Annotated in this window: 28 protein-coding genes and 1 riboswitch; of the genes, 10 read left to right on the forward strand and 18 right to left on the reverse strand. The window is 65.0% G+C overall.

Annotated features, from left to right (window positions below; all coding sequences use genetic code 11):
- Positions 1-12: 12 nt before the first annotated feature.
- Positions 13-1,128, forward strand: a complete 1,116-nt coding sequence (locus AB0L58_RS02895; RefSeq protein WP_364379891.1) for a BTAD domain-containing putative transcriptional regulator — start codon at positions 13-15, stop codon at positions 1,126-1,128.
- On the opposite strand, the gene AB0L58_RS02900 is transcribed toward AB0L58_RS02895, so the two are convergent.
- From AB0L58_RS02900 to AB0L58_RS02935, 8 genes are all read right to left on the reverse strand, one after another.
- Positions 1,115-1,861, reverse strand: coding sequence for an MgtC/SapB family protein (locus AB0L58_RS02900; RefSeq protein ID WP_364379894.1), 747 nt, complete (start codon positions 1,859-1,861; stop codon positions 1,115-1,117). The genes AB0L58_RS02895 and AB0L58_RS02900 overlap by 14 nt on opposite strands.
- 233 nt (positions 1,862-2,094) lie before the next feature.
- Positions 2,095-2,266: riboswitch (M-box (ykoK) riboswitch) on the reverse strand.
- 98 nt (positions 2,267-2,364) lie between these two features.
- A complete protein-coding gene (locus AB0L58_RS02905) occupies positions 2,365-2,991 on the reverse strand; it encodes a TetR/AcrR family transcriptional regulator (RefSeq protein ID WP_364379897.1) in 627 nt (208 codons plus the stop codon).
- Between the two features lie 97 nt (positions 2,992-3,088).
- On the reverse strand, positions 3,089-4,408 hold the full coding sequence (locus AB0L58_RS02910; protein ID WP_364379900.1) for a pyridoxal-phosphate dependent enzyme: 1,320 nt from the start codon (positions 4,406-4,408) through the stop codon (positions 3,089-3,091).
- A complete protein-coding gene (locus AB0L58_RS02915) occupies positions 4,408-6,033 on the reverse strand; it encodes a decarboxylase (RefSeq protein WP_364379903.1) in 1,626 nt (541 codons plus the stop codon). The genes AB0L58_RS02910 and AB0L58_RS02915 overlap by 1 nt, the downstream gene beginning before the upstream one ends.
- Entirely contained in the window at positions 6,030-7,322 is a 1,293-nt protein-coding gene (locus tag AB0L58_RS02920; RefSeq protein WP_364379906.1) for a heavy-metal-associated domain-containing protein, read from the reverse strand. Before AB0L58_RS02920 ends, AB0L58_RS02915 begins: the two co-directional genes overlap by 4 nt.
- On the reverse strand, positions 7,319-8,527 hold the full coding sequence (locus tag AB0L58_RS02925) for an aminotransferase class V-fold PLP-dependent enzyme (protein ID WP_364379909.1): 1,209 nt from the start codon (positions 8,525-8,527) through the stop codon (positions 7,319-7,321). The genes AB0L58_RS02920 and AB0L58_RS02925 overlap by 4 nt, the downstream gene beginning before the upstream one ends.
- A 229-nt stretch (positions 8,528-8,756) precedes the next feature.
- Positions 8,757-9,191 carry a CBS domain-containing protein gene (locus AB0L58_RS02930; RefSeq protein ID WP_364379912.1) on the reverse strand — a complete coding sequence of 145 codons (435 nt, stop codon included), beginning with the start codon at positions 9,189-9,191 and terminating at the stop codon, positions 8,757-8,759.
- An 84-nt stretch (positions 9,192-9,275) separates the two neighbouring features.
- Positions 9,276-10,535, reverse strand: a complete 1,260-nt coding sequence (locus tag AB0L58_RS02935) for a helix-turn-helix domain-containing protein (RefSeq protein ID WP_364379915.1) — start codon at positions 10,533-10,535, stop codon at positions 9,276-9,278.
- A gap of 193 nt (positions 10,536-10,728) precedes the next feature.
- Here AB0L58_RS02935 and AB0L58_RS02940 point away from each other — a divergent pair, with 193 nt between their 5' ends.
- Complete coding sequence (locus AB0L58_RS02940) at positions 10,729-11,115, forward strand: hypothetical protein (protein ID WP_364379918.1); 387 nt, start codon at positions 10,729-10,731, stop codon at positions 11,113-11,115.
- On the opposite strand, the gene AB0L58_RS02945 is transcribed toward AB0L58_RS02940, so the two are convergent.
- The 3 genes from AB0L58_RS02945 to AB0L58_RS02955 all read right to left on the reverse strand — a co-directional run bounded on the left by AB0L58_RS02945 (position 11,112) and on the right by AB0L58_RS02955 (position 12,740).
- Positions 11,112-11,309 carry a hypothetical protein gene (locus tag AB0L58_RS02945; protein WP_364379920.1) on the reverse strand — a complete coding sequence of 66 codons (198 nt, stop codon included), beginning with the start codon at positions 11,307-11,309 and terminating at the stop codon, positions 11,112-11,114. The genes AB0L58_RS02940 and AB0L58_RS02945 overlap by 4 nt on opposite strands.
- A 193-nt stretch (positions 11,310-11,502) precedes the next feature.
- On the reverse strand, positions 11,503-11,739 hold the full coding sequence (locus AB0L58_RS02950) for a hypothetical protein (RefSeq protein WP_364379923.1): 237 nt from the start codon (positions 11,737-11,739) through the stop codon (positions 11,503-11,505).
- Between the two features lie 203 nt (positions 11,740-11,942).
- The gene (locus AB0L58_RS02955; protein WP_364379926.1) at positions 11,943-12,740 is read right to left on the reverse strand and encodes an SAM-dependent methyltransferase; all 798 of its coding nucleotides are present in this window, start codon (positions 12,738-12,740) and stop codon (positions 11,943-11,945) included.
- 360 nt (positions 12,741-13,100) lie between these two features.
- Between AB0L58_RS02955 and AB0L58_RS02960 the strand changes: the two genes are divergently transcribed.
- Together AB0L58_RS02960 and AB0L58_RS02965 are read left to right on the forward strand one after the other, a co-directional pair.
- Positions 13,101-13,325, forward strand: coding sequence for a DUF397 domain-containing protein (locus AB0L58_RS02960; RefSeq protein ID WP_364379929.1), 225 nt, complete (start codon positions 13,101-13,103; stop codon positions 13,323-13,325).
- A gap of 88 nt (positions 13,326-13,413) precedes the next feature.
- Positions 13,414-14,301 carry a helix-turn-helix transcriptional regulator gene (locus AB0L58_RS02965; RefSeq protein WP_364379932.1) on the forward strand — a complete coding sequence of 296 codons (888 nt, stop codon included), beginning with the start codon at positions 13,414-13,416 and terminating at the stop codon, positions 14,299-14,301.
- Between the two features lie 13 nt (positions 14,302-14,314).
- Here AB0L58_RS02965 and AB0L58_RS02970 read toward each other — a convergent pair whose 3' ends face one another.
- Positions 14,315-15,262: a carbohydrate kinase family protein gene (locus AB0L58_RS02970; protein ID WP_364379935.1), complete on the reverse strand. Its 948-nt coding sequence runs from the start codon at positions 15,260-15,262 to the stop codon at positions 14,315-14,317.
- Positions 15,259-15,927 carry a class II aldolase/adducin family protein gene (locus tag AB0L58_RS02975; protein ID WP_364379938.1) on the reverse strand — a complete coding sequence of 223 codons (669 nt, stop codon included), beginning with the start codon at positions 15,925-15,927 and terminating at the stop codon, positions 15,259-15,261. The genes AB0L58_RS02970 and AB0L58_RS02975 overlap by 4 nt, the downstream gene beginning before the upstream one ends.
- A gap of 54 nt (positions 15,928-15,981) precedes the next feature.
- Between AB0L58_RS02975 and AB0L58_RS02980 the strand changes: the two genes are divergently transcribed.
- Entirely contained in the window at positions 15,982-16,620 is a 639-nt protein-coding gene (locus AB0L58_RS02980; RefSeq protein WP_364379941.1) for a TetR family transcriptional regulator, read from the forward strand.
- A 53-nt stretch (positions 16,621-16,673) separates the two neighbouring features.
- On the opposite strand, the gene AB0L58_RS02985 is transcribed toward AB0L58_RS02980, so the two are convergent.
- From AB0L58_RS02985 to AB0L58_RS03005, 5 genes are all read right to left on the reverse strand, one after another.
- On the reverse strand, positions 16,674-16,901 hold the full coding sequence (locus AB0L58_RS02985; RefSeq protein ID WP_364379944.1) for a hypothetical protein: 228 nt from the start codon (positions 16,899-16,901) through the stop codon (positions 16,674-16,676).
- A gap of 310 nt (positions 16,902-17,211) precedes the next feature.
- Positions 17,212-17,520: a putative quinol monooxygenase gene (locus tag AB0L58_RS02990; RefSeq protein WP_364379946.1), complete on the reverse strand. Its 309-nt coding sequence runs from the start codon at positions 17,518-17,520 to the stop codon at positions 17,212-17,214.
- A 26-nt stretch (positions 17,521-17,546) separates the two neighbouring features.
- Complete coding sequence (locus tag AB0L58_RS02995) at positions 17,547-18,242, reverse strand: SDR family oxidoreductase (protein WP_364379949.1); 696 nt, start codon at positions 18,240-18,242, stop codon at positions 17,547-17,549.
- Positions 18,243-18,291: 49 nt separating this feature from the next.
- Entirely contained in the window at positions 18,292-18,798 is a 507-nt protein-coding gene (locus tag AB0L58_RS03000) for a DUF2599 domain-containing protein (RefSeq protein ID WP_364379952.1), read from the reverse strand.
- A gap of 115 nt (positions 18,799-18,913) precedes the next feature.
- On the reverse strand, positions 18,914-19,180 hold the full coding sequence (locus AB0L58_RS03005; protein WP_364379955.1) for a hypothetical protein: 267 nt from the start codon (positions 19,178-19,180) through the stop codon (positions 18,914-18,916).
- Positions 19,181-19,535: 355 nt separating this feature from the next.
- On the opposite strand from AB0L58_RS03005, the gene AB0L58_RS03010 reads away from it, so the two are divergent.
- The 5 genes from AB0L58_RS03010 to AB0L58_RS03030 all read left to right on the forward strand — a co-directional run bounded on the left by AB0L58_RS03010 (position 19,536) and on the right by AB0L58_RS03030 (position 25,547).
- On the forward strand, positions 19,536-20,711 hold the full coding sequence (locus AB0L58_RS03010) for a lipase family protein (protein ID WP_364380217.1): 1,176 nt from the start codon (positions 19,536-19,538) through the stop codon (positions 20,709-20,711).
- Between the two features lie 264 nt (positions 20,712-20,975).
- Entirely contained in the window at positions 20,976-22,391 is a 1,416-nt protein-coding gene (locus AB0L58_RS03015; RefSeq protein ID WP_364379957.1) for a lipase family protein, read from the forward strand.
- A 70-nt stretch (positions 22,392-22,461) separates the two neighbouring features.
- Complete coding sequence (locus AB0L58_RS03020; RefSeq protein ID WP_364379959.1) at positions 22,462-23,517, forward strand: fused (3R)-hydroxyacyl-ACP dehydratase subunits HadA/HadB; 1,056 nt, start codon at positions 22,462-22,464, stop codon at positions 23,515-23,517.
- A 108-nt stretch (positions 23,518-23,625) separates the two neighbouring features.
- The gene (locus AB0L58_RS03025) at positions 23,626-24,567 is read left to right on the forward strand and encodes a helix-turn-helix transcriptional regulator (RefSeq protein WP_364379963.1); all 942 of its coding nucleotides are present in this window, start codon (positions 23,626-23,628) and stop codon (positions 24,565-24,567) included.
- A gap of 137 nt (positions 24,568-24,704) precedes the next feature.
- Positions 24,705-25,547 carry an SAM-dependent methyltransferase gene (locus tag AB0L58_RS03030; RefSeq protein WP_364379967.1) on the forward strand — a complete coding sequence of 281 codons (843 nt, stop codon included), beginning with the start codon at positions 24,705-24,707 and terminating at the stop codon, positions 25,545-25,547.

Raw genomic sequence — 25,547 nt, forward strand, 5'->3', positions numbered from 1 at the left:
AGGAGTGCGGCCATGACCGAAATGCGGGCGCAATTCGGTGTGCTCGGGCCGGTGCAACTGTCGATCGATGGCGTCGCTCAGCCGGTCGGCGGGCCGAAGCAGCGCGCGGTGCTGGCGTATCTGGTGATCAATGCCAATCATCCGGTCTCGGTGGATGCGTTGGCGCAGGCGGTGTGGGAGGAGAATCCACCCTCGGATGTGCGGGCGAGCCTGCACGCCATCACTTCGAATCTGCGCAAACCGCTGCGTGCTGCCGGACTCGACGCTCGCGACGTCCTTGCACAGGTCGGCACCGGCTACCGGATCACGGTGCCCGATGGGGCCGGTGACGTGCAGCGGTTCCGGGCACGCAAGGAGGCTGGCCTGCGGGAATTGGCGGCGGGGCGCTTCACGGCAGCCGCCGAAGCACTGTCGACCGCGCTGGAGCAGTGGCGGGGTCCGGTGCTGTCGGATCTGCGCGGGCTCGGATTCGCCGACGCCTACGCCGCCGCGCTCGACGATGAACGCCTCGGCGTCATCGAGGCGCGGGCCTCGGCCGATATCGCGCGCGGGCGCGCGGACACCGTCGCGGCCGAACTCGCCTTGCTCGTGGGGTCGCATCCGCTGCGAGAACCATTGTGGGAGAAGCTGATCACCGCGCTGTATCTGAGCGGACGGCAATCCGACGCGCTCGGCGCGCTCCGACAGCTACGAACCACATTGGACGACGAACTCGGCATCGATCCGGGCCCGGCGATCCAGGAGTTGGAGGCGCGGATCCTGCGTCAGGATCCGCTCAGCGTCCGTACCGTCGCCGATGCGACGGTCACGCGGGCGACCACCATTGTCGAGCAGGCCTCGGGGGGTGCACGGGCCGAATTGCACGGTCGGCACGGCGAGAGCTACCCGATCACCGGATCGGTGACCAGGATCGGGCGGCTGCCCGATAACGACATCGTGCTCGAACACGGCAAGGTCAGCCGCCAGCACGCGGTGATCGTGGACAACGGACTGAGCTTCGTGATCAAGGATCTGTGGTCGTCCAACGGGGTGTACCTCGACGGCGCGCGCATCGTCGACAGTGTGACACTGACCGACGGCGCCGTGCTCCGCATCGGCGAGTTCGAGTTCGTTTTCAGGCTGATCTGAGCTGTGCTGCCGGATCGCCGGTGATCCGATCGGAGTCGGTGTCATCGCTCGAAATATGCCAGCCGACGCTGGTCACCGACGGCTCCAGGCTGAGCCGACTCACCGCCGATTCCATTTGCCGATCGTCGCGCTGATCACCGGCGAGCTCGGCGCGCACCTCGACCCGACCCGCGATATCGGTATTCGCACTGGCCACCGAGATCAGCCGAAAGTCGGTGCGGGTCAACGCCTGAACCAGCAGTGCTCGCACATGCGCTTCCTGCTCGTCGCTGGTCACCGCGACGAACACATAGGACGCGGGTTGTTCGGCGGCATCGGGCTGGCGGTCCACCGCACGTCCGGCGGCGCGCAGCGCGATATTGACCAGCATCACCGCCAGTGCGCCCGCGGCGGCCGTGGTGTACATGCCCGCACCGGCCAGCGCGCCGACGGCGGCCGAACACCACAGTGTCGCGGCGGTATTGAGCCCACGGACGTTCAAACCGTCCCGGATGATCACACCCGCGCCGAGGAAACCGATACCGGAGACGATCTGCGCGGCCACCCGGGTCGGATCGGCGTCTCCGCCGTGGAAGCCGTGCGCCGAGAGCAGGACGAACAGCGTCGCACCCGCGGCCACGAGCGCATTGGTGCGCAGCCCCGCCATCCTGGCCCGATACTGCCGCTCGAATCCGATCACGGCGCCGAGGCCGACACCGGCCAGCAGCCGCAGGAGCATCTCTACCGTTGACATGACGCACTCCTGACCAGGTCAAGCGCACCATCGAACAGCAGGCTACCGGCCGGTTCCGTTCCGGAGCGCCGCTGCGGAGGTGTCGCCGGGTGAATATTCGGCTAACAGGGGCATGGGACTATCACCGCCGGACATCCGGCTCACCTCCTCTCTCCGATCGGACGCACGGCACCGCCGGGCATCATGTGTCACCGTCGCAGAGCACATCAGAGGAATCCGACAAATCACCGGTCAGAGCCTCTCCTCGTAAGACCTTTGGCACTTCACGGCGTGAACCCGACGGTGTCGGGAGCCAATCGGGATCACCCCTTAGGCCGGGGAGATCTGTCCTGACCCGGGGCGTCTCTCGACGTTCGGGGTCGCTGGCCTGTATCCGTGAAGGAGCCTCAGCGAACGATCGGCACCTTGCGTTGGCAAGTAAACACCCGCATCGCCGACCGTGCAACCCGATGTGCGCCGCGCAACGTCCAATCCCGCTGCGCCGGAGCCGAATGCGGGCCGAATCAGGTCTGGTACAGCGAGCGGTAGGCGGCGAGCGTGGCGACGCAGTGGTCGATGACCTGCTCGCGGGTGGCGCGCAGCGATCCGTTCAACCAGGCCGAGAACATGCCCGCATTGCCGCTGGCCATGGTGAGCGCGGCCAGTCGGCGGCGCACCGGATCATCGATATGGGCGAACAGGTGGTCCTGCAGGACTTTCGTGAAGACCGGCATGACCGCGATGGTGGTCTGGCCGAGGCCGGTACTCGAATACGGTTCGACCAGGAACAGGCGGGACTTGCGTGGATCGGCGAGCACCTTGTCGACCAGGATCTCCGATAGTGCGCGGTCACGGGAGGGATCGGCGGCGGCGAAGGCCGTCATCGGCTCCAGGAATTCGTCGGCGACCTGTCGGTAGAGCACATCCAGCAGTTCGTCGCGGCTGGCGAAGCTCTCATAGAAGTACCGGTCCGTCAGATTGGCGCGCCGACATACCGCGCGCATGGTGACACCGCCGGCACCCGATTCCCCGATCAGGTCGAGCGCGGCCTCGAGCAGCGCGGCGCGGCGAGCGTCGCGACGCTCGGTGAGCGTCGTACCGCCCCAGATCCGTGGACCGGCATCGTCAGCTGATTCCTGGCCTTTCTGCACCCGCCCACATTAATGCCTGGCGGTCGAGGCGCGGTCACGGCTGCGCACACACACCCGGTCTCCGCGCGCGGGTCGGGTGGAATGCCGAATTCGGGGTTCAGCTGCCGCGTTCGAGTGTGAATCCGGCATCGCGCCAGGCGACGATTCCGCCGCCCAGGCTGCTGGCGTCGAAACCGTACCGGCGGGCGATCGCGGCGAAGCGCAGGGACAGTTCGCCGACCGGGCAGACGAATACCAGGGGGCGTGATCGGGAGAACGGGATGCCGTGGGTGAACATATCGTCGAGTTGGTCGTCGCGGATATTGATCGCACCCGGGACGTGACCGATGCGATAGGCCATGGCACCGCGGGTGTCAACGATGGTGGGCCGGGCGGTGCGGTCCAGCTCGGCCAATTCCTGCGGGGACACCACCTGGGTCGCGGCGAGTTCGGCCGGGGTCGGTGCGCGGCGGCGATCGGCGCGGTCGAACAGTTCCGGCCTGCGCTTCTTGATATAGGACAGATACGGTTCGAGTCGATCGCAGACGATGAAGACCGCGACCACCGGCTCGATCGATGAAATAGACTGCTCGCCAAGGGTTTCCAGCGCCGCGGCATAGCTCGCGCCGCTGGTCGGACCGGCCAGGATGCCGTATCCGGTGGCCAATTCGAGGGCGGCATCCACCGCACGGGCGGAATCGATGGTGACGATACGGTCGTAGAAATCGGGTTGGAACAGCCCCACATCCCACATTTCGCTCTCCGAGCGAATACCGGGTATGAAATCCGACCGCTCGGAAACCACCGCGACGCAGCGCAATTCGGGATTGTGTTTGCGCAGGTAGGTGGCGGTGCCACGGGTGGATCCGGTGGTGCCGAGTCCACCGATCAGATAGTCGACGCGGGTGATGCCGTCGGCGGCCAGATCCTCATGGATCTCGCGGCCGGTGCCGTGGTGATGCGCCTCTATATTCTTCTGGTTGGTGTACTGCGATGCGTGATAGTAAGCGCCCGGCTCCTTGCCCATGGTCGCCTCGATCACCGAATACACATCGTTCGGCGTGGTCGGGTCCGGACATTCGGACAGTCCGGGCAACTCCACGATCTCGGTGCCGAAGAGCTGCAGCAGCTCGCGCACCTCGGCGACCTTGATCCGATTGGTCACCGCTCGCAGGCCGATGCCGTGTATCGCGCCGAGAATGCGCAGGGCCTTGGCGGTATTGCCGCTGGACGCCTCGATGAGCGTCTGCCTGCTCGCGCGGATCTCGTCCAAGTCGTCGCGGATCATGCCCCACGCCACCCGGTCCTTGACCGAGCCGAAGGGATTGTGCGACTCCAGTTTCGCGTACAGCTCGACATGGGCCAAGCCGTGCACCGCCGGGTCCAGGCGCAGTAGCGGCGTATTGCCGATGAGCTCGGTGATGTGGTCGTAGCGCATTACGGCGCCCCGGAGGGTCGGCGCGGCAGCGGTGGTCGGCGTGGGCCACGCGGTGGCGTGCGGCGCGGTGGCGGGACACCGACAGGGATGAGCGGTTCGTAATCGGTATCGCGGTAGACCTGGAAACTCCCCGTGCGGTGCACGACCGCGAGTTTCGCGGGCAGTGCGTGCATCGACGCCGATGCCGCGGACAGATCCATGTGATAGGCGGCGGTATTCGGGAACACCACCAGATCGCCCTGGCGTGGGCACTCGGGCAGCCACACCTTGTGATTGGTGATCAGATCGCGCTCCAGGCACAGGCGTCCGGCGAAATACACACCGACCGGCCCGGATTCGACGACTGGACGCAATGTCGGCATAGTGTCGGCGGCGCTGCGCAACGGCGTCACACGATCGCCCGGGATGGCATTGCGGACGGGGGCATCTGGCGCGGTGCCGGGTATATGTGTGGCGTTGGGCCTATGCGCGATACTCGGCAGGATCACCGGATCGACCATGACCTCCTGATCTGCCGGAGTGACCTGATCCCGGCTCAGATCCAGGTTCACCAGCACCGTGCCATCGGCGAGTTCCTTGACGAACTCCACCCGGGACACCGTCACCCCCGCATGATCGACGAGCGCCTTACCCGGCTCCAACCAGATATCGAGCATATTGTCCCCGGCGACCTGAGCCACGGTTCGGCCCCCGTGCCGCTCCAGCGGCGCGCCGAGCAGATCGTCCAACATGCGCGTCGCGGGTATCGTGTTCGCGTATTTGTGAAAGACCGGAATCCCGTGCACCGCACCATCATCGACGTGGTAGCCGAAGGTATTGTTCGACCAGCTCATCGATTCGCCATGGCCGAGCAGCGATTCGCGCAGTGCCCGTACATACCCGTCGAAGCGGTCCGCGTCAGCGGTGAACACCTGCCGCAAGCCGCCGCCGATATTCAGCACCGAGGGGCCGAGTCCGCGATCGTAGGCGCGCTCGACCAGATCGAGGCAGACGTCGATGGCCCGTACGCGTTCCGCGGCATCACCGGAGTCGATATGAAAGGCGAAGCCCAGGAACGCAATTCGTCGGCGATTGGCCGACAGCAGATCCAGCGCACGGTCCATGTGGGCCAGCGGCACACCGAACCGGCTCACGGCCGTCTCATCGAAGCCGGAAACCCGCAGCAGCACCGGAACTCGCGCACGCTCGCCGGCCAATTCCGTGATCCGCCGCAGCTCCCACAGATTGTCGACATTGATGGTGACGCCGCAATCGATCAGATCACGCAGGAACGCTTCACCTTTCGGCCCGGTCACCTCGATCCGCATCGGGCCGAATCCCGCCCCGATGGCATTGGCCAACTCCTGCGGTGACGCGACGTCGATGGCGATACCGGCATGCTCAGCGGTGCGCACGAAGGCGCGGGACTGATTCACCTTGTGCGCGTAGCAGATTCGGTAGCGCGCGCCCTTGCTGTCGAGTACGGCGCGCAACCGCTTCAGGTTCTCCGCGTAGACCTGCGGAAACAACAGGTGGATTGGGGATCCGAAGCGAATCAGCGTCTCCTCGACGGCATCGCGGGTATCGAGAAAGGTGCGCACCAGCGGATGGATCTTCGCGGGTAGCGCCGGTAGCGGTGCCGTCATACCGCGGTTTCCGTGGGCTGGGACCGCGTGGGCGCCAATGCGGTTCGCGCCGGTTTCTCGGTGACCGGGTTGTAGCCGCCGTCACGGATCGACTCGAACGCACGGGCCCGATTGCGCGGACTGCGGAATTCGGCGACCACGCGTTTACTGGGCAGATCGATCTCGATCACGTTGATGCCCATTGTCTCCAGCACCCCGGTAATGGTGCGGACACAGTGCTGACAGCTCATATCCGGCACATAAAAGATCCGGTCCTCGGCACTGGCGGGCGCGTCGGCGGCCGGTTCGTCCAGCTCGGCAGTCACCTCCGTGATCCGGACCCGTTCGGCGAGCTGTTCGAAGATCTCGACGAACGTGTCGACCACCACTGGTAACAACGTGTAGTGCCCGCCGCCGAGATGATGTGGCATAGCGGCCAGACATGCGGGCCGGGTATTGGCGGGCACCAGCGCGTACTGGCGAGAGATCAGATCGAGATCGTCGTGGTATTTGGCAATGGCCGCCTCGACGCTCAATCCCTCGGCGCGGGTCGCTCGCCGCATCACTGTGTGCGCGTCCTCGATGGTCGCATCCTTCATGGCGCGCAGCGTCGCCGCGGTGTCGGCGGTATAGCGGACCGTGCCGTCTGGTTGGGCGGCCAGTGTCACCGGGATCATGCCACGCCGGTAGGTGGAGGCCTGTAGTTCCCAGTACCATCGGGTGGCTACCGCCGCGAAGATGCCGGAATCGTGGATGCCCCTGGCGAATTCGGCCGCGCTGCGATAATGCGTCTGCCGCGCGAGCAGCGCGTGCTGGGCCAGTGCGCGCCCGATGGCCTCGATACCGACGCGGAAGATTTCGATCGGGTCGTGATCGGTGGTGGTGCCGTCGAGGACCCCGTGCTCGCGCAGGCCGAGGCCGCCGACCCGTTGTGTCAGTGCGGAATTCGAGGCAAGGGCATGCCACAACACCAGCACCGTCTCGCGCATGGCGATGGGAACCAGCGGTCCGAGGCCATCGGCGCGGAAGTGTCCGGTATTGGGAACGCCGTCACTATCGGTCCAGGCGATGCGGTGCGTCGCACTGGTGACCTGTGCGGGCTGGCACGGCCGCATGAACTGCTGTAGGTACAGTCGCTGCGAATAGGTGAGGTGACTGCCGGGTTCGGGACGCAGTGCGGCACAGGTGTATTCGATATGTCGACTCGACGGGACCGCGATGGGAGTGGCGAACAATCCGGGTTGGGCCAGGCCCGCCAGCACCCGGGACGCCGCGCGCCGGTCATAGCGCGGGGTGTCGTCCATTCTCATGTGACCTCCTCGGCAATCGTCTTGACGCAGGTCGCGAACCGGTCGATCTCGTCGACGGTGTTGTAGATGTGCGTGCTGACCCGTACCGAGTCCGTGGCATCGTCGCCACCCCGGGGTGAGCAGTGTAAGCCGGTGCGGACCAGAAAACCCAACTCGCTCAATACGAATCCGAGATCGGTCGCGGAAATGCCTGCGAGCGTGAAGGACACGATGCCGTAGCCGATCGCGCACGGCGCGTGTGCCGGACCGGGTAGGAATTCCAGCCCGGGTACCAGACGCAGATTGTCGATGAGCCGCAGCGTCAATGTGCGATTGTGTGCGGCGATCACGCCGAGGTCCAGTGATTCCAGCACCTCCAGTGCGCTGCCGAGGGCCAGGATGCCCGGAATGTTCTGGGTGCCGCCCTCGAGCAGTTCCGGCATGCCGGTCGAGGTCAATCCGGCGTCGGTGAGGTCGACCCCGGTATTCCCACCGGGCAGGAACGGCAGCAGCCGATCGTGAACTCTGCGGTGGCAGTACAGGATTCCGGTACCGGGCGCACCGAACATCTTGTGGGCGGCGAAGATGGCGAAGTCCGCGCCGAGTTCGGTCACGTCCAGCGGCATATGCCCCCCGCTCTGACTGCAGTCGAAGCACAGCAGAATCCGCGGATCGAGTTCTCCACGCAGCTCCTCGAGCGTGGTGAGCCCGCCGAAGACGTGGTGCAGATGGCTGGTGGTGATCAGCCGGGTGCGCGGACCGACCTTGGCCAGAATATCGGCGGTATCGGCTTCACCGAGTTCGGTCACCCGGTAGGGGACCAGCTCGATGCGCCGGCCGAAGCGGGCGAGCACTTGGCGCAGATGGTGCCACGGGTGCACATTCGAGGCGTGATCGCGTGGGTTGTAGAGGATTTCGTCGCCGTCATCGAGTTCGGCCAGCCCCCAGGACAGTGCGACGGCATTGAGCGCCGCCGTCGCGCCACCGGTGAAGACCACCTCCGCGGGCGATTCGGCGCCGATGAAGGTGGCCATGCGATCGCGGACCCTGGCCAGGCGGGCGGTGAGATCGGTGGCCCACGGATAGGTGCCGCGACCGGCATTGGCGGTACGCGAGGTGTGGTAGCGGTGGATGGTCTGGATGACCGGCCGCGGCTTCTGCGTGGTGGCCGCGCTGTCCAGATAGATGTCTGTGGATTCGGCCAGCGCCGGAAACAGTTCACGCACGGCGGTGAGGGGCGATGGCGCCGATATCCGCGGGGCGGACCGGGTGGTGGTCGGTCGAGCTGGGTGCGTACCGGACGCAGGTGAACGCAACGTGCCGCTCCCTTCCGAGAACGCGCTGGACGTCACCAACGATACGCACTTTTCCGAGCGACTTCGAACGTTTCTCCTAGCCAACGTCTTTCGGCAAGCCGCAGGTACCAAAGGCACTGTCGGGGTTATCCGTCGTCGTTCAGTACTGCCCCTGTACGTACTCGACCAGATGCTGGCGTTCAGTGGCCAGTTCGGAGATCGCGCTCTTGACCACATCGCCGATACTGACGATGCCGATCAGGTGGCCGTCACGGACCACGGGCAGGTGCCGGATGCGGTGCTCGGTCATGGTGCTACGCAGTCCGTCGACCCGGTCGTCGGGATCGCAGGTGCGCACATCGACGGTCATGATCTCCGAGACCGGCGTATCGAGCAGTGCGGCGCCGCGCGCGTGCAGACTGCGCACCACATCGCGCTCGGAGACAATGCCGAAGATCCGGTTGCCGTCCGGCGATACCACCACCGCCCCGATATTGTGTTCGGCGAGTGTGCCGAGCAGGGTCCGTACCGTGGTCTCGGGCGCGACGGTCGCCACGTCGCTGCCCTTCCTGTGCAAGATCTCCGCAATTTGCATAATCCACCATCCCGACGTCGTGGCACTACCAGGATGACGCCTTTGTGATCTACTGACCAGCACAAATCCGCATCAGGCTGTAATTTACAGTCGTCGCGCGACGCTGCGCTCCAGATCGCGGGCGAGCAGGGCGATGGCGGCCTGTGAGATGCCCGCCGAGGTGGCCAGATCGATCGAGGTCAGCTGCGCGATGCGGCGCAGCCGGTAATCGACGGTATTCGGGTGCACATAGAGCTGACGCGCGGTGAGCTGGCGATTCATATCGTTGCCGAGGTAGGCGCGCATCGTGTCGAACAGTTCGCGATGGGCGTCGAGCGGATCGAGAATGGTCGCGATGCGCCGGGTGGCGGGTCCGCCGCGGGTGAGTTGGTACTCCACGGCCAGGTCGGCCATCTGGTACAGGCCCGGATTGCGGCCGCCGACCCGCACCAGATTGAGTAGTTCGTGGGCCTGATCGGCGGCGTCGGGTATCTCGTCGGTCTCACTGGTGACCAATGTCGCGGTCAGCGCGACCTCGGCGGATTCGGCCAACAGAGCCAGTGTCTCGGCGGTCAGGACCGGCGCATCACCCTCGATCGGGACCAGCAGCGTGCCGCCCTTGGTACTCAGCAGCGCGAGCACCCGGGACTCGAAGGCGGTCGCCAGTTCCGATTGCAGTCGGCGCAACTTCCTGCGGGCGGCCACATGGCTGTCGACCCGCGGATCGCGCTCATCCGGATGTTCGGGAATCGATAGCGCGACCACCTGATACGAGTCGGCGATCGGAATGCCGGCCTGGCGGGCGAGTGCGGAACTACCGCGACCGCTGAGCAGCGCCGAGGCCAGCGTCTGCGTCGCGGTCTGGTGTTCGCGCGCAACGAGATGCTGTTCCTCTACATACGCGTCCGAAACCGACGCGGTAATCGCCTCCAGGAGTTCGAGCATGAGGTCGGTGGCGACCAGCAGCTCATCGATATCGTCGGCCTTGGCTCGCGCGGTCACCAGACCGAACGCGATGCGCAGCCCCTCGTGGTAGGCGCGCAGGATGGTGCCGAGCGGTACCGCCTCGCGGGCCCATTGCGCCGCCGCCTCTCTGACCTCGCCGAGCTGTTCCTCGCCGGGAACCGTTCGCTTGTCGAACATTTCGGCGGCCAGTGCCAGGCAGCTGCGGGTCAGCTTGGTGACATCGCCGCGCAACTGTTCGCCGGGCAGCGTGCGACACGGCGCCATACAGGTCGCGAAGTAACCGACCATGCGCGAGGCGACGCGGTCGGTATTGAGTAGGGGAATCGACGCGGGCTGGCCGCCGATCTCTAGGACAGGTTCCGTCGGCTCGACGGAAAGATCCAGCGCGGAGAAGGTCATCAGCGTCGCTCCAGTGCCACCTCGGACGTGATAGATCTGCGTCCGAATCGTTGCATCACTATACGAAATGGTTATGAACCGAGGGAAGACTACGCGAGATCTATTGCGCTGCTGCAACGTTGTGCATTGATTGCAAACGGGCTATGTCCTGTGGTGGGAAGCTCCAGCGCGCGGTGCTGGTTGTCGAAAATCCGTGGCCAGCCGTCTTAACGTCGGTCGCGGGGCGGCGTTCGCGCGTGATTCGCCTATGTCGTCGTGTCCGGGCACGGCACCCGGCTCAACGTCTATGACAGCTTCGCCTACCTCGCACCGCAACTGGCGCGCGCCGGTTTCTGTGTCTTCGCGCTACGACCAGGTGACCAACCCCTATGAGCCGGCCTTCCAGACCACGGGTCCTGGCACGGCCGTGCACAACATCACGCTTCAGGACGACTGCGATCAGGATATGTCCGATCGCCTGACGAGGATGTACTCGCCGCGCGCGAATTCGATTGCGCTGTCGGCGCTCGATCCTGCCGCGTATCCGAACCCGGTGTGCACCTTCGATTCCTGGTTCATCGGCGGAGGTGGCGCAATCTAGGCCGCGCCTTGTTGATTCCGCAGATCTGAATCGGTTATCAATGCGCCGCCACGGATTTCACGTTCGATCGCGATGGCGGCGTAGTGCCGACCGCTGGCGCGCAACTCGGCAATGCGCTGCTGCAGTGCCTCGGTGCCGTATGCCGCGGCGATATCGGCGATCCCGAGTCGACCGACAGCGTGTGGTGGATTCATGCGAACGCCCCTGTGGCTCTGGCGCCGAGAGATCCCGGTGGCGACAGCGGCACGGGCTCCCGGATGCGAAACTCCCTTGTCGCGCAAGAGTTTAGAGCGATGTAGCTTGCAGATGCAAGTACATCCGCACGAACATCGCTGCATGCGAAGCGATTTGGGGGCTGGTCTGATGTGGAGCCGTTGGGGTCGAACGCTATTCGTCGTCCAATCCGGCCGAGAGGTAGGCCGCGGCGGCGAGCCACTGGCGACACTGTGGGCCGTGTACTTCGTGTAGGCGCAGGATCTCGCGGGCCTGCCGATAGGTGAGTCCGCCCGGTTCGACGCCGCAATCGAGTGGCGCATACTCCGGCGTCGAGCGTTGCCGCAGGGTGTCGATCCCGGATACTCCGGCGATCGTGTCCCCACGCGGAGTTCGGAATGGCGTACTCATCTCGACCGCCCCTCGCGTCTACCGGATGGGGAGGCGATTGTGGTGACGCCGGCGCGAACTCCCTGCGTACCTCCCCGATTCTGGTTCCGAGTTTAGGCCGTCGGCACTTACAGATGCAAGTACATTTGCACGAACGACCAACAGAAATATGAACGGCGGTCGTCGACCGGATGGCCGATGGCCGCCGTTGTGCCGCTTGCGCTTTAGGGCTTGCGCGCGACCGCACCATAGGCGGAGATCGGCCGGATCTCGCCGACCTCGGCGGCATCGGTGCGCCACTGGGTGATCGAGACGAATCCGGGGTCGACCTGTTCCAAACCGTCGAAGACGGCGCGGATTTCGGCCTGGGGGCGGGGAATATAGGGTACACCGCCGGTGCCGGTGTAGTTCTCACACAGTGTCACGTACTCCTTGCTGTCATCGGTGCCGTCCCACATGACCAGGAAGCTGCCCGACGGCACCGCGGCGAGCACCGTGCGCACGATGCGCAGCAGTTCGCCATAGGACTTGGCGTGCCCGAGCACGCCCATGAACATCACCGCGATCGGCCGGTTGAAATTCAGTACGTTCTTGGCATCGGCGATGATCTGCTCCGGATCATGGAAATCGCAGTCCACATATGTTGTTACGCCCTCCGGAGTGGTGCTGGTCAGCAGTGCCCGCGCGGTCGCGAGGACCAGTGGGTCGTTGTCGACGTAGACGACCTTGGACTCGGGCGCGACGCCCTGCGCGACCTCATGGGTATTCTGCATGGTCGGTAGGCCGGTGCCGATATCGAGGAACTGGCGGATGCCCTCCTCGCCGGCCAGATAGCGGACCGCGCGCATGAGGAACTGGCGTGATTGCACGGCCATGGTAGTGATGTCGGGGTCCACTTCGACACCGGCGTCACCGGCGATCCGATCGATTTCGTAATAGTCCTTACCGCCCATCCAGTAGTTCCAGATGCGCGCGGAATGGGGGATGTCGGTTCGGATGAGTGGGCTGTGATCGTCGGACATGGGGCTGGACTCCTCGGCGAGCTGATAAACGGTGAACCGGACTGCTCAGGCGGCGGGTGTCGCGATTGGCTGGCACGGCCGATGTGCACTGTGACAGTACAAGATTCGCCTCCCCTCGACCGTCGGGATGGAGTAGTCGATCACGCACTTCGGGTACGTCGCGTGGTGGGGTCCACGGCACTCGGGTAACCCGTTGAACAGGCGTCACGAAGAGGACCGACAGGTCTGAATTCTTTTGTGCCGCAGGGCGGAGCATCGTGCTATCTTGCAGATGTAGGTGCAAATGCAAGAACGTTTGAGCGCACATCTGTAAGGCCGCTCGAGCGTACATCTCACACTGGAAGCCGAGGAGTGGGGAAGATGTTCGACACCGGTACACCCAAGATCAAAGGCGCGTGGCGCAAGAGCTCGTTCAGCGGTCCGTCGGGCGGTAACTGCGTCGAGGTCGCCGAGGCGTCGGATGGTTCGATCGCCGTTCGCAATTCACGCGACCCGGAAGGTGGCATGCTGTTCTACACTCGACCGGAGATCGATGCGTTCGTGCGCGGCGCGAAGGCCGGGGAGTTCGACGACCTGACTAGCTGAGCGGTAACATAGGCGATCGGTGCGGTGTGTTTCCAAACGTGGTTTCTATGACACACTGTGGTCAAACCCGAGTATCGGAGATGACTTGATGATCGCAGAACCCGATGACGACGGTCGCGTGCAATCGGTTGTAGTGGAACGTGGTCCGACCGTTTTGCGGATCGCGCTGGGTGGGCAATTGCGCGACCTCCGGGTGAAGAACGGCATCACCCGTGAGGCCGCAGGTGACGCCATCCGCGGTTCACACGCCAAGATCAGTCGTCTCGAGTTGGGTCGCACCGGTTTCAAGGAACGCGATATTCGCGACCTGCTCACCCTGTACGGTGTCAGCGACGCCGAGGAGCGGGAACGTTTCCTGGATCTGGCCCGGCAGGCGAACGAACCAGGCTGGTGGCATCGTTACAGCGATCTGCTGCCGTCCTGGTTCGGAACCTACCTCGGTTTGGAGCAGGCCGCGACCAAGATTCGTACCTACGAGGCGCACCTGGTGCCGGGGCTGTTGCAGACACCCGAATATGCCAGGGCCGTAATGTCACTGGGGTACGAGGACGCCGATATGGACCGCCGCGTGCAGGTCCGCATCCGTCGACAGGAAGTGCTGCGCCGCGTCGATCCGCCGATCATCTGGGCGATTATCGATGAGGCGGCGCTGCATCGGCCGGTCGGTGGTTCGCGGGTACATCGCGAGCAGATGGAACACCTCATCGAGCTGGCGCAACTGCCGAATGTCACGGTGCAGGTCCTGCCGTACTCGGCGGGCGAGCATGCTGCCGCGGGTAGTTCGTTCAGCATCTTGCGTTTCGCCGAGACCGAGCTGCCCGACATCGTCTACCTCGAACATCTGACCAGTGCGCTGTACCTGGATCGGAAGCAGGATCTGGCGCTGTACCTGTCGGTCATGGACCGCCTGAGTGTGCAGGCCGAGTCGCCCGGCGAGTCGCTCGAGATCCTCGCCGACTACGCCGAGAAAGCCTGACGGCCCAATTCCCCTATCGACCCGGCCTGTTCGGGTCGATAGTGCTTGTCTCGGCTGCGAACGCGTCCGCAGCCGCGAGATCGAAATCGCCGTGGTCACTGCCGAGTCCGCGGGCGACCAGCGCCGCGACGGCATTGCCGAGTATCACGGCGGCACGCAGATTCCGGCCGAGTGCGATCGCCCGGATGAAACCGGCGGAGAAGGCGTCGCCGCAGCCGGTGGTGTCAACGACGTCGACGGCGAACGCGGGAATGTGCTGATGGTTGTCGGGGCCCACGAGTAGCGTGCCGTCGGCGCCCCGGGTGATCGCCAGAATTCCTGCGCCCGCGTCCTTCAGCACCTCGCAGCCTGCCATCAGATCGGTGGTGCCGGTGAAGCCGAGTACCTGTTCGTCATTCGGGAGAAAGTAGTCGGTATGCGGGAGGACCTCGGCGATGGCGTCGAGGCTGCCCAGTGCGCCGGGGGCGATCAGATCGACGGAGGTGCTGACGCCATTGTCCTTGGCATGCCGCAGAATTCGCGCGGCATTGGCCGCACCGATGAGTTCCGGACCACCGAGGTGGAGATGATCGGCGGCGGCGAGTGCGGCCCAGTCGATATCGTCGAGGGTGTAGAACGGGTTGGCGCCCAACAGATGCAGGCTGGGACGCGCACCATCCGGGCGGATCGGCAGCACCGACGACGAGGTGGGCTGGCTTTCCTTACGCACCACCAGATTCGTATCGATGCCGGCCTTGGCGAGCAGCCCGAGCAGAATATCGCCGGAGTTGTCGGTGCCGATCGCCCCCGCGGTCCGCACGCTCGCACCGAGTTTGGCCAATGTCAGCGCGGTGCCCGCGGCCGTACCCGCCGGCGTAATGCGAATGTTCTCGACCAGGGCCGTCTGCTGGCCCTCCGGTATGGCCGCGACAGGTCGAACTAAAATATCCAAAACATGTGCGCCCAAAGCGATTACGTTCATTCGGTATCCTCCTCCAGCGGTTTGCGGGTGCCGTACCCGGTGCGCAGTGCCACCTCGACGACCGCGGCCTGCTGCTGTTCGGAGAGTTCGCGCGGCCTGCCGATCGTCACCGCGTCCAGATACAGTGCGCAGGCCCATTCCAGCAGCAGTGCGGATTCGACGGCCTGCGGCAGCGACGCACCGATGGTGACCGCGCCATGATTGGCCATCAGCGCAGACTGCCTGTCCTGCAATGCCGTTCGCACCGCATCCGCAAGTTCGGCGGTGCCGAACGGGTGGAACGGAGCGACTCTCGTCGCACCGCCGAGCAGCAGCTGCTGGTAATGGATGACCGGGAGTTCGTCGAGCACACAGGAAATGGCCGTCGCCTTGGGCGCATGGGTGTGCACGACCGCCTGCGCGGCGTAGGTGCGATAAATATCGAGATGCAAACCCAATTCGGAGGTGGGTGCGTACTGTCCCGCGACCACCCGGCCCGCCAGGTCGACCACGGTGACGTCATCGGCGATGACCTCCGCCAGCACCGCACCGGTTGCGGTGACGGCGACCAGCTCACCGCAGCGCAGGCTCACATTACCCGCGGTGCCGATCAGCAGCCCCTGTGCGGCCAAGCGCTGACAGGCGACCGCTACCTGGGCGCGTTCGGTTGATGCGATGGTGGTCATCCGGATACTCTACCGAAATCTGAATATGATTCACATTACGTTCGGAGGTAATCTGTGCCGATCCGTGCACTACCCCAGGCGGGTCTGCGTCGTGTGCCGATTCAGGCGCGCAGCCGGGAGCGGCTGGCGCGGGTGCTCGAGGTGGCGGATCGACTGATCGCCACCGAGGGTGTCGAGGCGCTGACCATGATCAGAGTGGCTGCGGAGGCACGGATTTCGGTCGGCTCCCTGTACCAGTACCTGCCGGATCGCGAGGCGGTCATCGAAACCCTCGCCGCGGCCTATATCGAACAGTTGGAGGCCAAGGCGGCCCTGTTGCTCGAGCTCGCGCGCCAGCAGCGCTGGGACGATCCGATCGGTGTGCTGGTGGATGCGTTCGCTCAGGTGTATCGGGACGAACCCGGCTTCCGGGCGCTGTGGTTCGGCAAGGATTTCAACGAGGCCGCACGGGCCGCCGACCGTGAGCACAAACGCCGGATGGCGGTGACGCTGCGGGAGGTCATGCTCGCCCAGGGCGCCGTGGCCGATATCGAAGGACTTGATATCGCCTGCCGCGCCGCCCATCTCATGGGCGATGCCGTCCTCCAGGAGGCCTTCCGATCCGACCCCGACGGTGACCCGAATCTGTTGCGCGAGGCCAAGGTCGCACTGCGGGCCTATACGGCACAGTGGGCATCGCCGACCGAGGTGTGACGCAATTCGGTTGCGCTGCTACATCATTGAATGCAACGGCTGGTGCTTACCGTTCACTGCTTGATGAAGCTGGAGGCGATGCGCCAGAACGTGGCCGGCTGCAGGGTCTCGAGATCCCAGTCGTCGGCCATCGCATGCGCGGTGGTGACGATCCGGTCGATATCGAAATCGTGTCGAGTGGCCGCACCGGTTGACTCGACGGCATCGATAACGAAAGCGACTGCGGTTTCTCGCGAGTACGCGGTACTGCGCTGTCCGCTTCGGGTCGACGGTGTGCTCATAGTTGTTATACCGTTCGCTGGCTGGTCGGCCAGTGCGGCTTCGGCGATCCCGAGCCGGCCGCCGTGAAGTGGTTGGTCCATTCGAACGCCCCTGACGTCTGGCGGCAGCAAACCTCTGGCGACATCGGCCCTTGGTTCACCCACGCGGCCTCCCCTGGTTGTCCCCTGTAATGCCTTGCGGGACTGAGTTTAGGTCGGTGTGCCTTTCAGATGCAAGCACATCTGCACGATCGATTGTGCGTTCGCAGTTGGGTTTTCGCATCTGCTAATAATCCGCGAACCAGCGCGGTGGCGGGCGAATTCGCCGCGATCATTTCGCATTGATAACCACATCGGTGCTGTAGTGCACCTGAGTGCCGGGTTCGACAAATCGGTCGGCGGCGCAGCGCCAGGCCAGGAAATGATCGGTGAAACGGTGCGCTTCGGCGGCCTCCTCATCGATATAGACCTGGTAGAGGAAAAACCGATGCGGATCAACGCGGTCGGCACACACATCGAATCGCAGGCAACCGGGTTCCTCACGCACTGATGCGGTCGCACTGCGGCCGACCACATCGAGGAATTCACCGCGGGATCCGGGTCGCAGCTTCAGGGAAGTGATACGGCTGAACACGGTCATGTTCTCCAATCTTGCGGCGAAAAATATCAATCGGTAAGTGCGGCACCGCCTTCGGCGACCGACTGGCTACCAAAATCTGAGACCGCGCGCGTTACCGGTGTATCGCCCGCGACGAGCTCCAAAGTGGTGTGCGTGGTCGGTGGCGCGTGCAGAATTTCGGCAAGGACGGCGGCGACATCGGCACGGCCGATGCTGCCGAATGGCAGCGGCGGCGTGCTGAGCAGAACCCGGTCGGTCGCGGCGGTATCGAGCAGTCGGCCGGGGCGCAGGATCGTCCAATCGAGATCGCGGGCCCGTAGATCGTCCTCGGCCTGGGTCTTGGCGTCGATATAGGCGGCCCAGACCTCATCGGTGCCGGGTGCGGGCGGTTTACCCGCGCCCATGGTGGAGATCTGCACGAACCGCCGGACACCGGCCGTCTCGGCGGCATCGGCCAACAGCACCGAGCCGCCCTTGTCCACCGTGTATTTGCGGGCGGCCCCGCTGCCCGGACCGGCGCCCGCCGCGAAAATCACGGCGTCGGAACCCTTTACGACGGCGGCGAGCTCTGCCGCCGTGCTGTGCTCGAGATCGAAGACGACCGGTCGGGCGCCGGTCGCCGCGACCTCGTCCGCGTGGTCGGCCTTGCGGATCAGGCTGGCGACCTCGTCGCCGCGCCTGGTGAGTATTTCGCCGAGCAATAGTGCGATCTTCCCGTGTCCGCCTGCGATGACGACGCGCATATGGGGTCCTTTCTGGCCGTAGCGACTGCGTGCAGGTCGCTCGAGATGATCAGCGTTCGGGTCCTCCGGGATTGCACGATGCCTGGACGGTGGCCTGATAACCCACCGCCGGACGCCAGGGTTCCAGATTCCAGCTCTCTTTGTTGGGCTGCACCATTCGAGCCCAGACCCAGTGACAGACGAACTGGTCACGCATTCCGGGCGTATCCGCGTCGGGGGAGCGCGTGAGCACTTCCTGCCAGGCCCGCTCCTCGGTACCCGGGAAGGCCTCGCGCCGCCCGGCCTCGGTGGGGTAGACCAGCAGGCGCGAGCCGTCGAGGCCCTCGGTCCAGGTGGTGTGGTCGATGAGCGGCATACCGGCGTAGGGATCGACGCTCGGCAGTGCGGCAAGGGGCGTGCTGGATGCGGGCCCGGCCGCGGTCGTCGTGGCAGGCGTTACGGTCGCCACGGCCGACGGTGTCGCGTCGGAGCCGCACGCGGTGACGGCCGGGGCCAGCGCGCCGCAGCACAACAGCATCGCACCCCATCGTGCCCGTTCGGTATTCCGGTGGGTCAACGTCGATCCTCCCGCATGGTGTCCACCATCCGAGAGTAGTCATCGTGCGGCGCCACATCAGCCATACCGGGATGTGGCCGCGCGGTGGTTTATGGCAGCGGTGCCGCAGCAACCGTCAGTGCCACAGCGAGCGGCACGGCAGGCGGCGCAGGTCCGGTCGCACCTTGCCGTCGACCGTCACGGTCAGCCCGGCGTTGACCGCCGCAGAGGTGAATTCCCAGGCCTCGGTGAGGGTGGCGGCGTATTCCAGAACCAGTGCGTCCTCGGGGGTCGGACCGTCGAAGTAGACCGTGATCCGTCGGGTCGGTGGATCCTGGACATCCATCGGATACACCGAGTTGCACTCGCTGGAATCCGTTTCAGATTTCACAGTGCCGTCCATGCCACCGTCTCCTTCCGACCCGACTCGCCGCGTCGACGGATATGACGGTAGGGCGCGCACCATGACGTGGTACATGGTCCGGCAGATCGGTTGGACATGTCACAGACCCGACACCTCGCGATCGGAGACAGTCACGAAGGCGCCCGACAGTCGACCACTGTCGGCGCGCCCGAGAGTTGTGATTTCTCAGAACATTTCGCCTTGCCTTTGCTTTCGAGACAATCGTGGTCGACTATGTTCGCAACGTTGGACCAAACTCTCACCCGGAGGCAATACGTCGATGAGACCGGCCCTACGTAGCCCGATTCGCGCACTCGGCGCCGTGATGAGAGCGACCGGCAAACAGTCGCTGGCAATGACGATCGGTCTGCTCATGGTGCTTACGGCGGCAGGCGCCGCCCACACCACCCCCCTGTATCCCACCCCGGATCCCGACCCCTTCTACGCGACTCCGCCCGATCTGGCGGACAAGAAACCCGGTGATGTGATCGCGACGCGGGTGATGCCCCCGCTGGCGATCTTCCCAGGTACCACCGTGACCGTCGTGCGCTTCCGTTCGACGAGCTCCGAAGGCCAGCCGATCGCGGCGACCACCACGGTGCTCACTCCGAAGTCGCACGCCCCTGACGGCCCCCTGCTCTCCTACCAGCACATCATCAACGGGCTCGGCGCCGAGTGCTCGGTATCGCGGGTGCTCTACACCGGCGACCCGAACCTCATCGTCCGGGAGGCCCCGGGCTGGAATGTGCTGCTCTCGCGCGGCTGGAGCGTCGCGCTGCCGGATCACCTCGGTCCGAATTTCGCCTACGGTGCGGCCAAATTGGGCGGCATGATCACCCTCGACGGGATCCGGGCGGTGAAGCAGGTCGCCGACTTGCAGGTGCAGCAGAGCCCGGTGTCGATGATCGGATACTCCGGCGGCGGTATGGCCACCGCGTGGGCGGCCGCGCTGGCTCCCGAATACGCGCCGGAACTGCAGATCGCCGGTGCGGCGATGGGCGGTGTGCCGATGAATCTGGTGACCATGCTGGAGACCCTCGGCTTGAACTCGCATCCGGTTTTCGGGCTCGCCCTGGCGGCCGGACTCGGCCTGGAGCGGGAGTATCCCGACCGCTTCCCGCTCAGCGACCAACTCAATGAGCGCGGCCTCAACGCACGGGCCGCGATCGCCAATAGTTGCACCAATGACATCCTGGCCGCTGGCGCGGGGCGCGGGGCGCTGGACTTCGCGAAGTCGACCTCGATGATCAACGATGCCACCGCACGCGCGGTGGTCGAGGAGAACAGCCTCGAGCTGTACGACGGCGTGCCGACAACGCCGGTCTTCGAATGGCATTCGCCGATCGACGGACTCATTCCGATCGATGCGGTGGTGAATACCGATAAGCGCTGGTGCGCGGCCGGGGCACGGGTGCAATCCGAGCAGATCCCGGTACCCGACCATCTCACCGCCGCGGTCCTGGGTATTCCGGCGGCGCTGAATTGGTTGGATGCGCGATTCCGAGGTGAGGTGGCGCCGAGCAACTGTTGAGAACGGGCACAAGCGAATTGGTGCGATCCGGCGGATCCCGGATCGCCACCGAGCCGGATTCGTGTTGATGGACAGGCAGATTCGGCCTGGATTGTTGCGATTCGGCGACGTGACACACACAACTCGGGCACGGTGAGGTATCCGGCCGGGTCGTCTCGGTTAGCCTGACTTCCTGGCCTCGGCACTCAGGGGCATTTCGGGGGTCGAAGGCACCACAAACCCGGGCGCCAGGGAACCCGACGTCGCACCCTGGGGCGTGTTTCAATGAGTTGCCTGCGTGTCATCGTTTTCGTGCTGTTGCTGGTGTGTACGGCCGCGACGGGAGAGGCGGCGGCCGAACCACCGGCCGCACCGGGCCCGCCCGTCATTCCCGGTCTGCCCGCTTTGCCGATTCCGACCGGCGGATCGATCCTCCCGGATCTGCAGCAGTGGATCGATAGCGTGATCCCCCCGCCACCGATCGCGCCCGCCCCGCAGGTGTCCGGTCCGATGCAGGAGGCCACCACGCTGTCCCCGGCGCTGGCCGCCTTGCGGCAGGCCTCGGCGCCGAGCGCCATCGGTGATCCGATCTTCGACGCGTGGCCGGCGAATCTGGACGATTACGCACCGGGTGAGCTCGTGGAGGTGCGCGATGTCAGCGCGACGGCCGCGCCGCTGGTGCTGGTGCCGCTACGGCAGGCGCTGTTGCTGAAATACCGCACCACCGATTCGCGCGGTGCGGCCTCGTATGCCACCGCGACATTGATTGTTCCGGCCACCGCATGGTCCGGTCCGGGTAGCCGACCGGTCGTGGTGAACAATCTCCCGATCGACGCGCTCGGCCGGGACTGCACGCCCGGCTACACCTTCGCGCACGGCTGGTCACGCAATACCAGCATCACCGACTTCCTCCCGCCCACAACGCAATTGGCGGCCTTGCGCGGATACGCGGTGCTGGTTCCGGACCACGAGGGACCGTGGATGGCCTACGCGGAACCCTACGTCGCAGGGCATGCCGTCCTCGATGCCATTCGCGCGGTGCGTGGACTGCGCCCCGACGAATTCGGCGACAGCCGATTCGGCATGACCGGGTACTCCGGTGGCGCTATCGCCACCAAGGGAGCGGTGAAGCTGATCGACAGCTACGCCCCGGAATTGGCCGGGTCGATCGTCGGCGCCGCGCTCGGCGGCGTGCCCGCCGACTACGAAATCCTCGGGCGCAGCATGAACGGCAACCTCGCCTCGGGGGTGTTCCTGGCCGCGACCTTCGGCGTCGGCCGGGAGCGTCCGGAGATTCTGGCCAGCATGAACAATCTGGCGCAGTGGGCGGCGACCTCACCGCTGAAAGATCTGTGCGGCAGCGTATTCGGTGCGGTCGGCGTTCTGATGCTGCCCATCGATATCGCCGCGAAGATTCCGGATCCACTGCACTCCGAGGTCGCCGGTGAGATCTACGATGTGACCCGCATGGCGGGCATGAAGTCCGCGACACCGCTCTACATCTACAACGGCGAGCAGGAATTCTGGATTCCGGCCGAGGGCGCGCGGAATCTCTATCGGGAGCAGTGCGATCTCGGCGTGTCGGCGGCGTATCGCAGCGTCCTCGGTGAACACATCATCGCCGGGGTGCTCGGCTATCCGGATGCGATGGTCTGGCTGGATCAGCGTCTGCAGGGCGTGCCGGCGCGTGATGAATGCTGAAGGAATTATGGCAATCGGCTATCAACGTTGCATCTGCCGGCGGAACCGCGATTTATGACATGTGACGGTTTTGAATGGATCTGAGCAGGCCAGCGCGATGGTGGGGCGCCACTATCGGATGTCCGACCATTACGAGGTCGGGCGGGAGAAGATTCGCGAATTCGCTCGTGCGGTTCGTGACTTCCACCCCGCGCATTGGCATGAGGACGCGGCGTGGGAACTGGGCTATGACGGGCTGATCGCACCGCCCACCTTCTCCTCGATCATCTTGCTGCTGCTACAGCGCAAGATGTTCGATTCGGTACTGACCGGTTACGACATCAGCCAGGTGCTGCAGACCGAGCAGAGCATTCGGACGCACCGGCCGCTGGTCGCCGGTGACCAACTGCGCTGCGACTCCTATATCGAATCGTTCCGGCAGTTCGGCAATACGGACTTCATGGTCATCCGGAGTGTGCTCACCAACCAGTACAAGGAACTGCTGCAGACCGCACACACCACGGCGGCGGCCCGCACCGGCGCCGAGGTGGCCACCGAACTGGTCAAGGCGGTCGACGGCGTCATCATGAGTGGCGAGGCGCTGACCCAACGGCAGGACGTGTCGCGGCGGTTGCCGGACCATGCGCTGGAGAGCGGCATGTTCGAATGCTTCGATGAGATGCCGCCCGAGGCCGATGCGGACGAGATCCCGGCACGGGTGCGGTGTGGCGTCGAATACGACGAACTGCGGGTCGGTACCGAACTGCCCACCAGTGTCGTCCCGCTCTCGCGCGGAGATCTGGTGAATTATGCTGGGGTATCCGGTGATTCGAATCCGATCCACTTCAGCGAGCATGTCGCGGTCGCCGCGGGACTGCCCGGCGTGGTATCGCACGGCCTGCTGACCATGGGCCTGGGCGCGAGCTATCTCACCGACTGGCTCGGCGATCCGGCCGCGATCACCGAATACGGTGTCCGGTTCGCCGGATTCGCGGCGGTCTCGGCCACCAGGCAGTCCGAAATCGAATTCCGCGGCCGGGTCAAGGCATTGGATCCGGACCGCCGTGCGGCGACCATCGCGCTCACCGCGACCTCCGATGGCCGCAAGCTGTTCGGCCGGGCCACCGCGGAGGTGCTGCTGCGCTGAGCCAGGGCCGAAGATATTGATAAATGTCCTTGCAGATGTACGAATGTTTGTGGAAATGAGGCATTTTGGTTCTAGAGAGTGGCGGCTACTTCATGGCAGACTCGTCGAATGCGTGCTTCGCAGGTGCGACATTCATTCGCCGGCCAGAACCCGGCTGACGATGGTGGGCCGACCGTACTGCGGATGATGCTCGGCAGTCGGATGCGACGACTGCGCGAGGCCTGTGACATCTCCCGTGAGGATGCGGGCGAGGCGATCCGCGGTTCGCATTCCAAGATCAGCCGACTCGAATTGGGCCGCACCGGTTTCCGGGAACGTGATTTGCTCGATCTGCTTACGCTCTACGGGGTCGCCAACCCGGAAGAGCGCGAGGAGTTCAAGGAGCTCGCGCGCCAGGCCAATGCCTCGGGCTGGTGGCACCGCGACAGCGATTGGTTGCCGAAGTGGTTCGACACCTATCTCGGACTCGAGCAGGCCGCCAAGCTGATCCGCGGCTACGAGCCGAGGGCGGTACCGGAACTGCTGCAGACCGCCGACTATGCGCGGGCTTTGCTGGCACTGGCGCATCCAGCCGAGTCGGCGGCGGGGATCGCCCGCCGGGTCGCGCTGCGGCTGCGCCGTCAAGAGATCTTGCGCCGCCCACATCCGCCGCAATTGTGGTTGATCGTCGAGGAGGCCGCGCTGCGCCGGCCGATCGGTGGGTCGACGGTGTGGCGGGCCCAGCTCGAGTACCTGCTACGCATCGCCGAAGAGCCGCACATCACCCTGCAGGTGCTGCCCGATCATGTCGGTGGTCCGGCGTTGGCCGATGGTGCGTTCACCATGTTGCGTTTCGCGGAAGCCGATCTCCCCGATATCGTCTATCTGCAGCAACTCACCAGTGCGCTGTATCTGGACAAGACCGCCGACCTCGACGCGTACCGCGCGGTGGCCAATCAACTATCGGTCCATGCCGCCCCGCCGGAGTTCACCCCTGGATTGCTCCGCGCCCTGTGCGAACGGCATCCGGAGACGCTCGATCACCCGGCCGTGCCGGGCGATCCACGGTGATCCGCCGAAAACGATAAACGGGACAATCGAACTCGGCTCGGTGTGGTGCCACGCCCAGTCGGTCGAGTGCGTACGGGTGTGATGCCGCGTCTCATACGATAGGAACCACACATGTCCCCTGGACGAAGGTGTTGCCAATGACCGACGATGCTGCGCGCCGAACTCTGCTCGACCAGGAGATCGATCAGAGTAAACCGAGTATTGCCAGGGTCTACGACTATCTGCTCGGCGGTAAGGACAACTACCTCGTCGACCAGCAGATCGGTGATCACTTCAAGCTGAACCTGCCCGGTTCGGTGGCGATCGCCTTCACCAGCAGGCGGGCGCTGATCCGCGGCGTCCGCGATATGGCTCGCGCGGGGATGCGACAGTTCATCGACTTCGGCAGCGGCCTGCCGACCGCCGACAATGTGCATCAGGTCGCGCAGCGGCACCTACCCGAGGCCCGAGTGGTCTACATCGACAGTGATCCGATCGTGCTCGCGCACGGCCGCGCGCTACTGGCCACCGATGCGAACACCGCGGTAATCCAGGCCGACGCCCGCGATCCCGATTCCATCCGCGATCATCCGGAGGTTGCGCGGTTGATCGAGTTCGACCAGCCGGTCGGCATCATCTTCAGCTCGATCCTGCACCATCTCAACGACGATGAGGATCCGGCCGCCGTGGTGAGTTTCTGGAACGACCAGATTGTTTCCGGCAGTCACGTATTCATCACGCACTTCCGCTCCGGCCACAATTCGGAGACGGCCGCGGCGGAACGGAAGTTGCAAGACACCTTCGGGCGTGGCCGGTGGCGCGATACCGACGAGATCCGCGAACTCTTCGGCGACCTCGATGTCCTCGAACCCGGTATCGTCCCATCGGCGCAGTGGCGACCGGACGTGCAGGCCGCGGGTTCGGGATCGGTCGGCTCCGCCGGACGCAAACTGAGCGTCTGGGAGGAGCTCATCGTCACCGGACTGGCCCGGAAACCCTGA

Source organism: Nocardia sp. NPDC052112 (genome assembly GCF_040680135.1).
Classification (GTDB): Bacteria; Actinomycetota; Actinomycetes; order Mycobacteriales; family Mycobacteriaceae; genus Nocardia.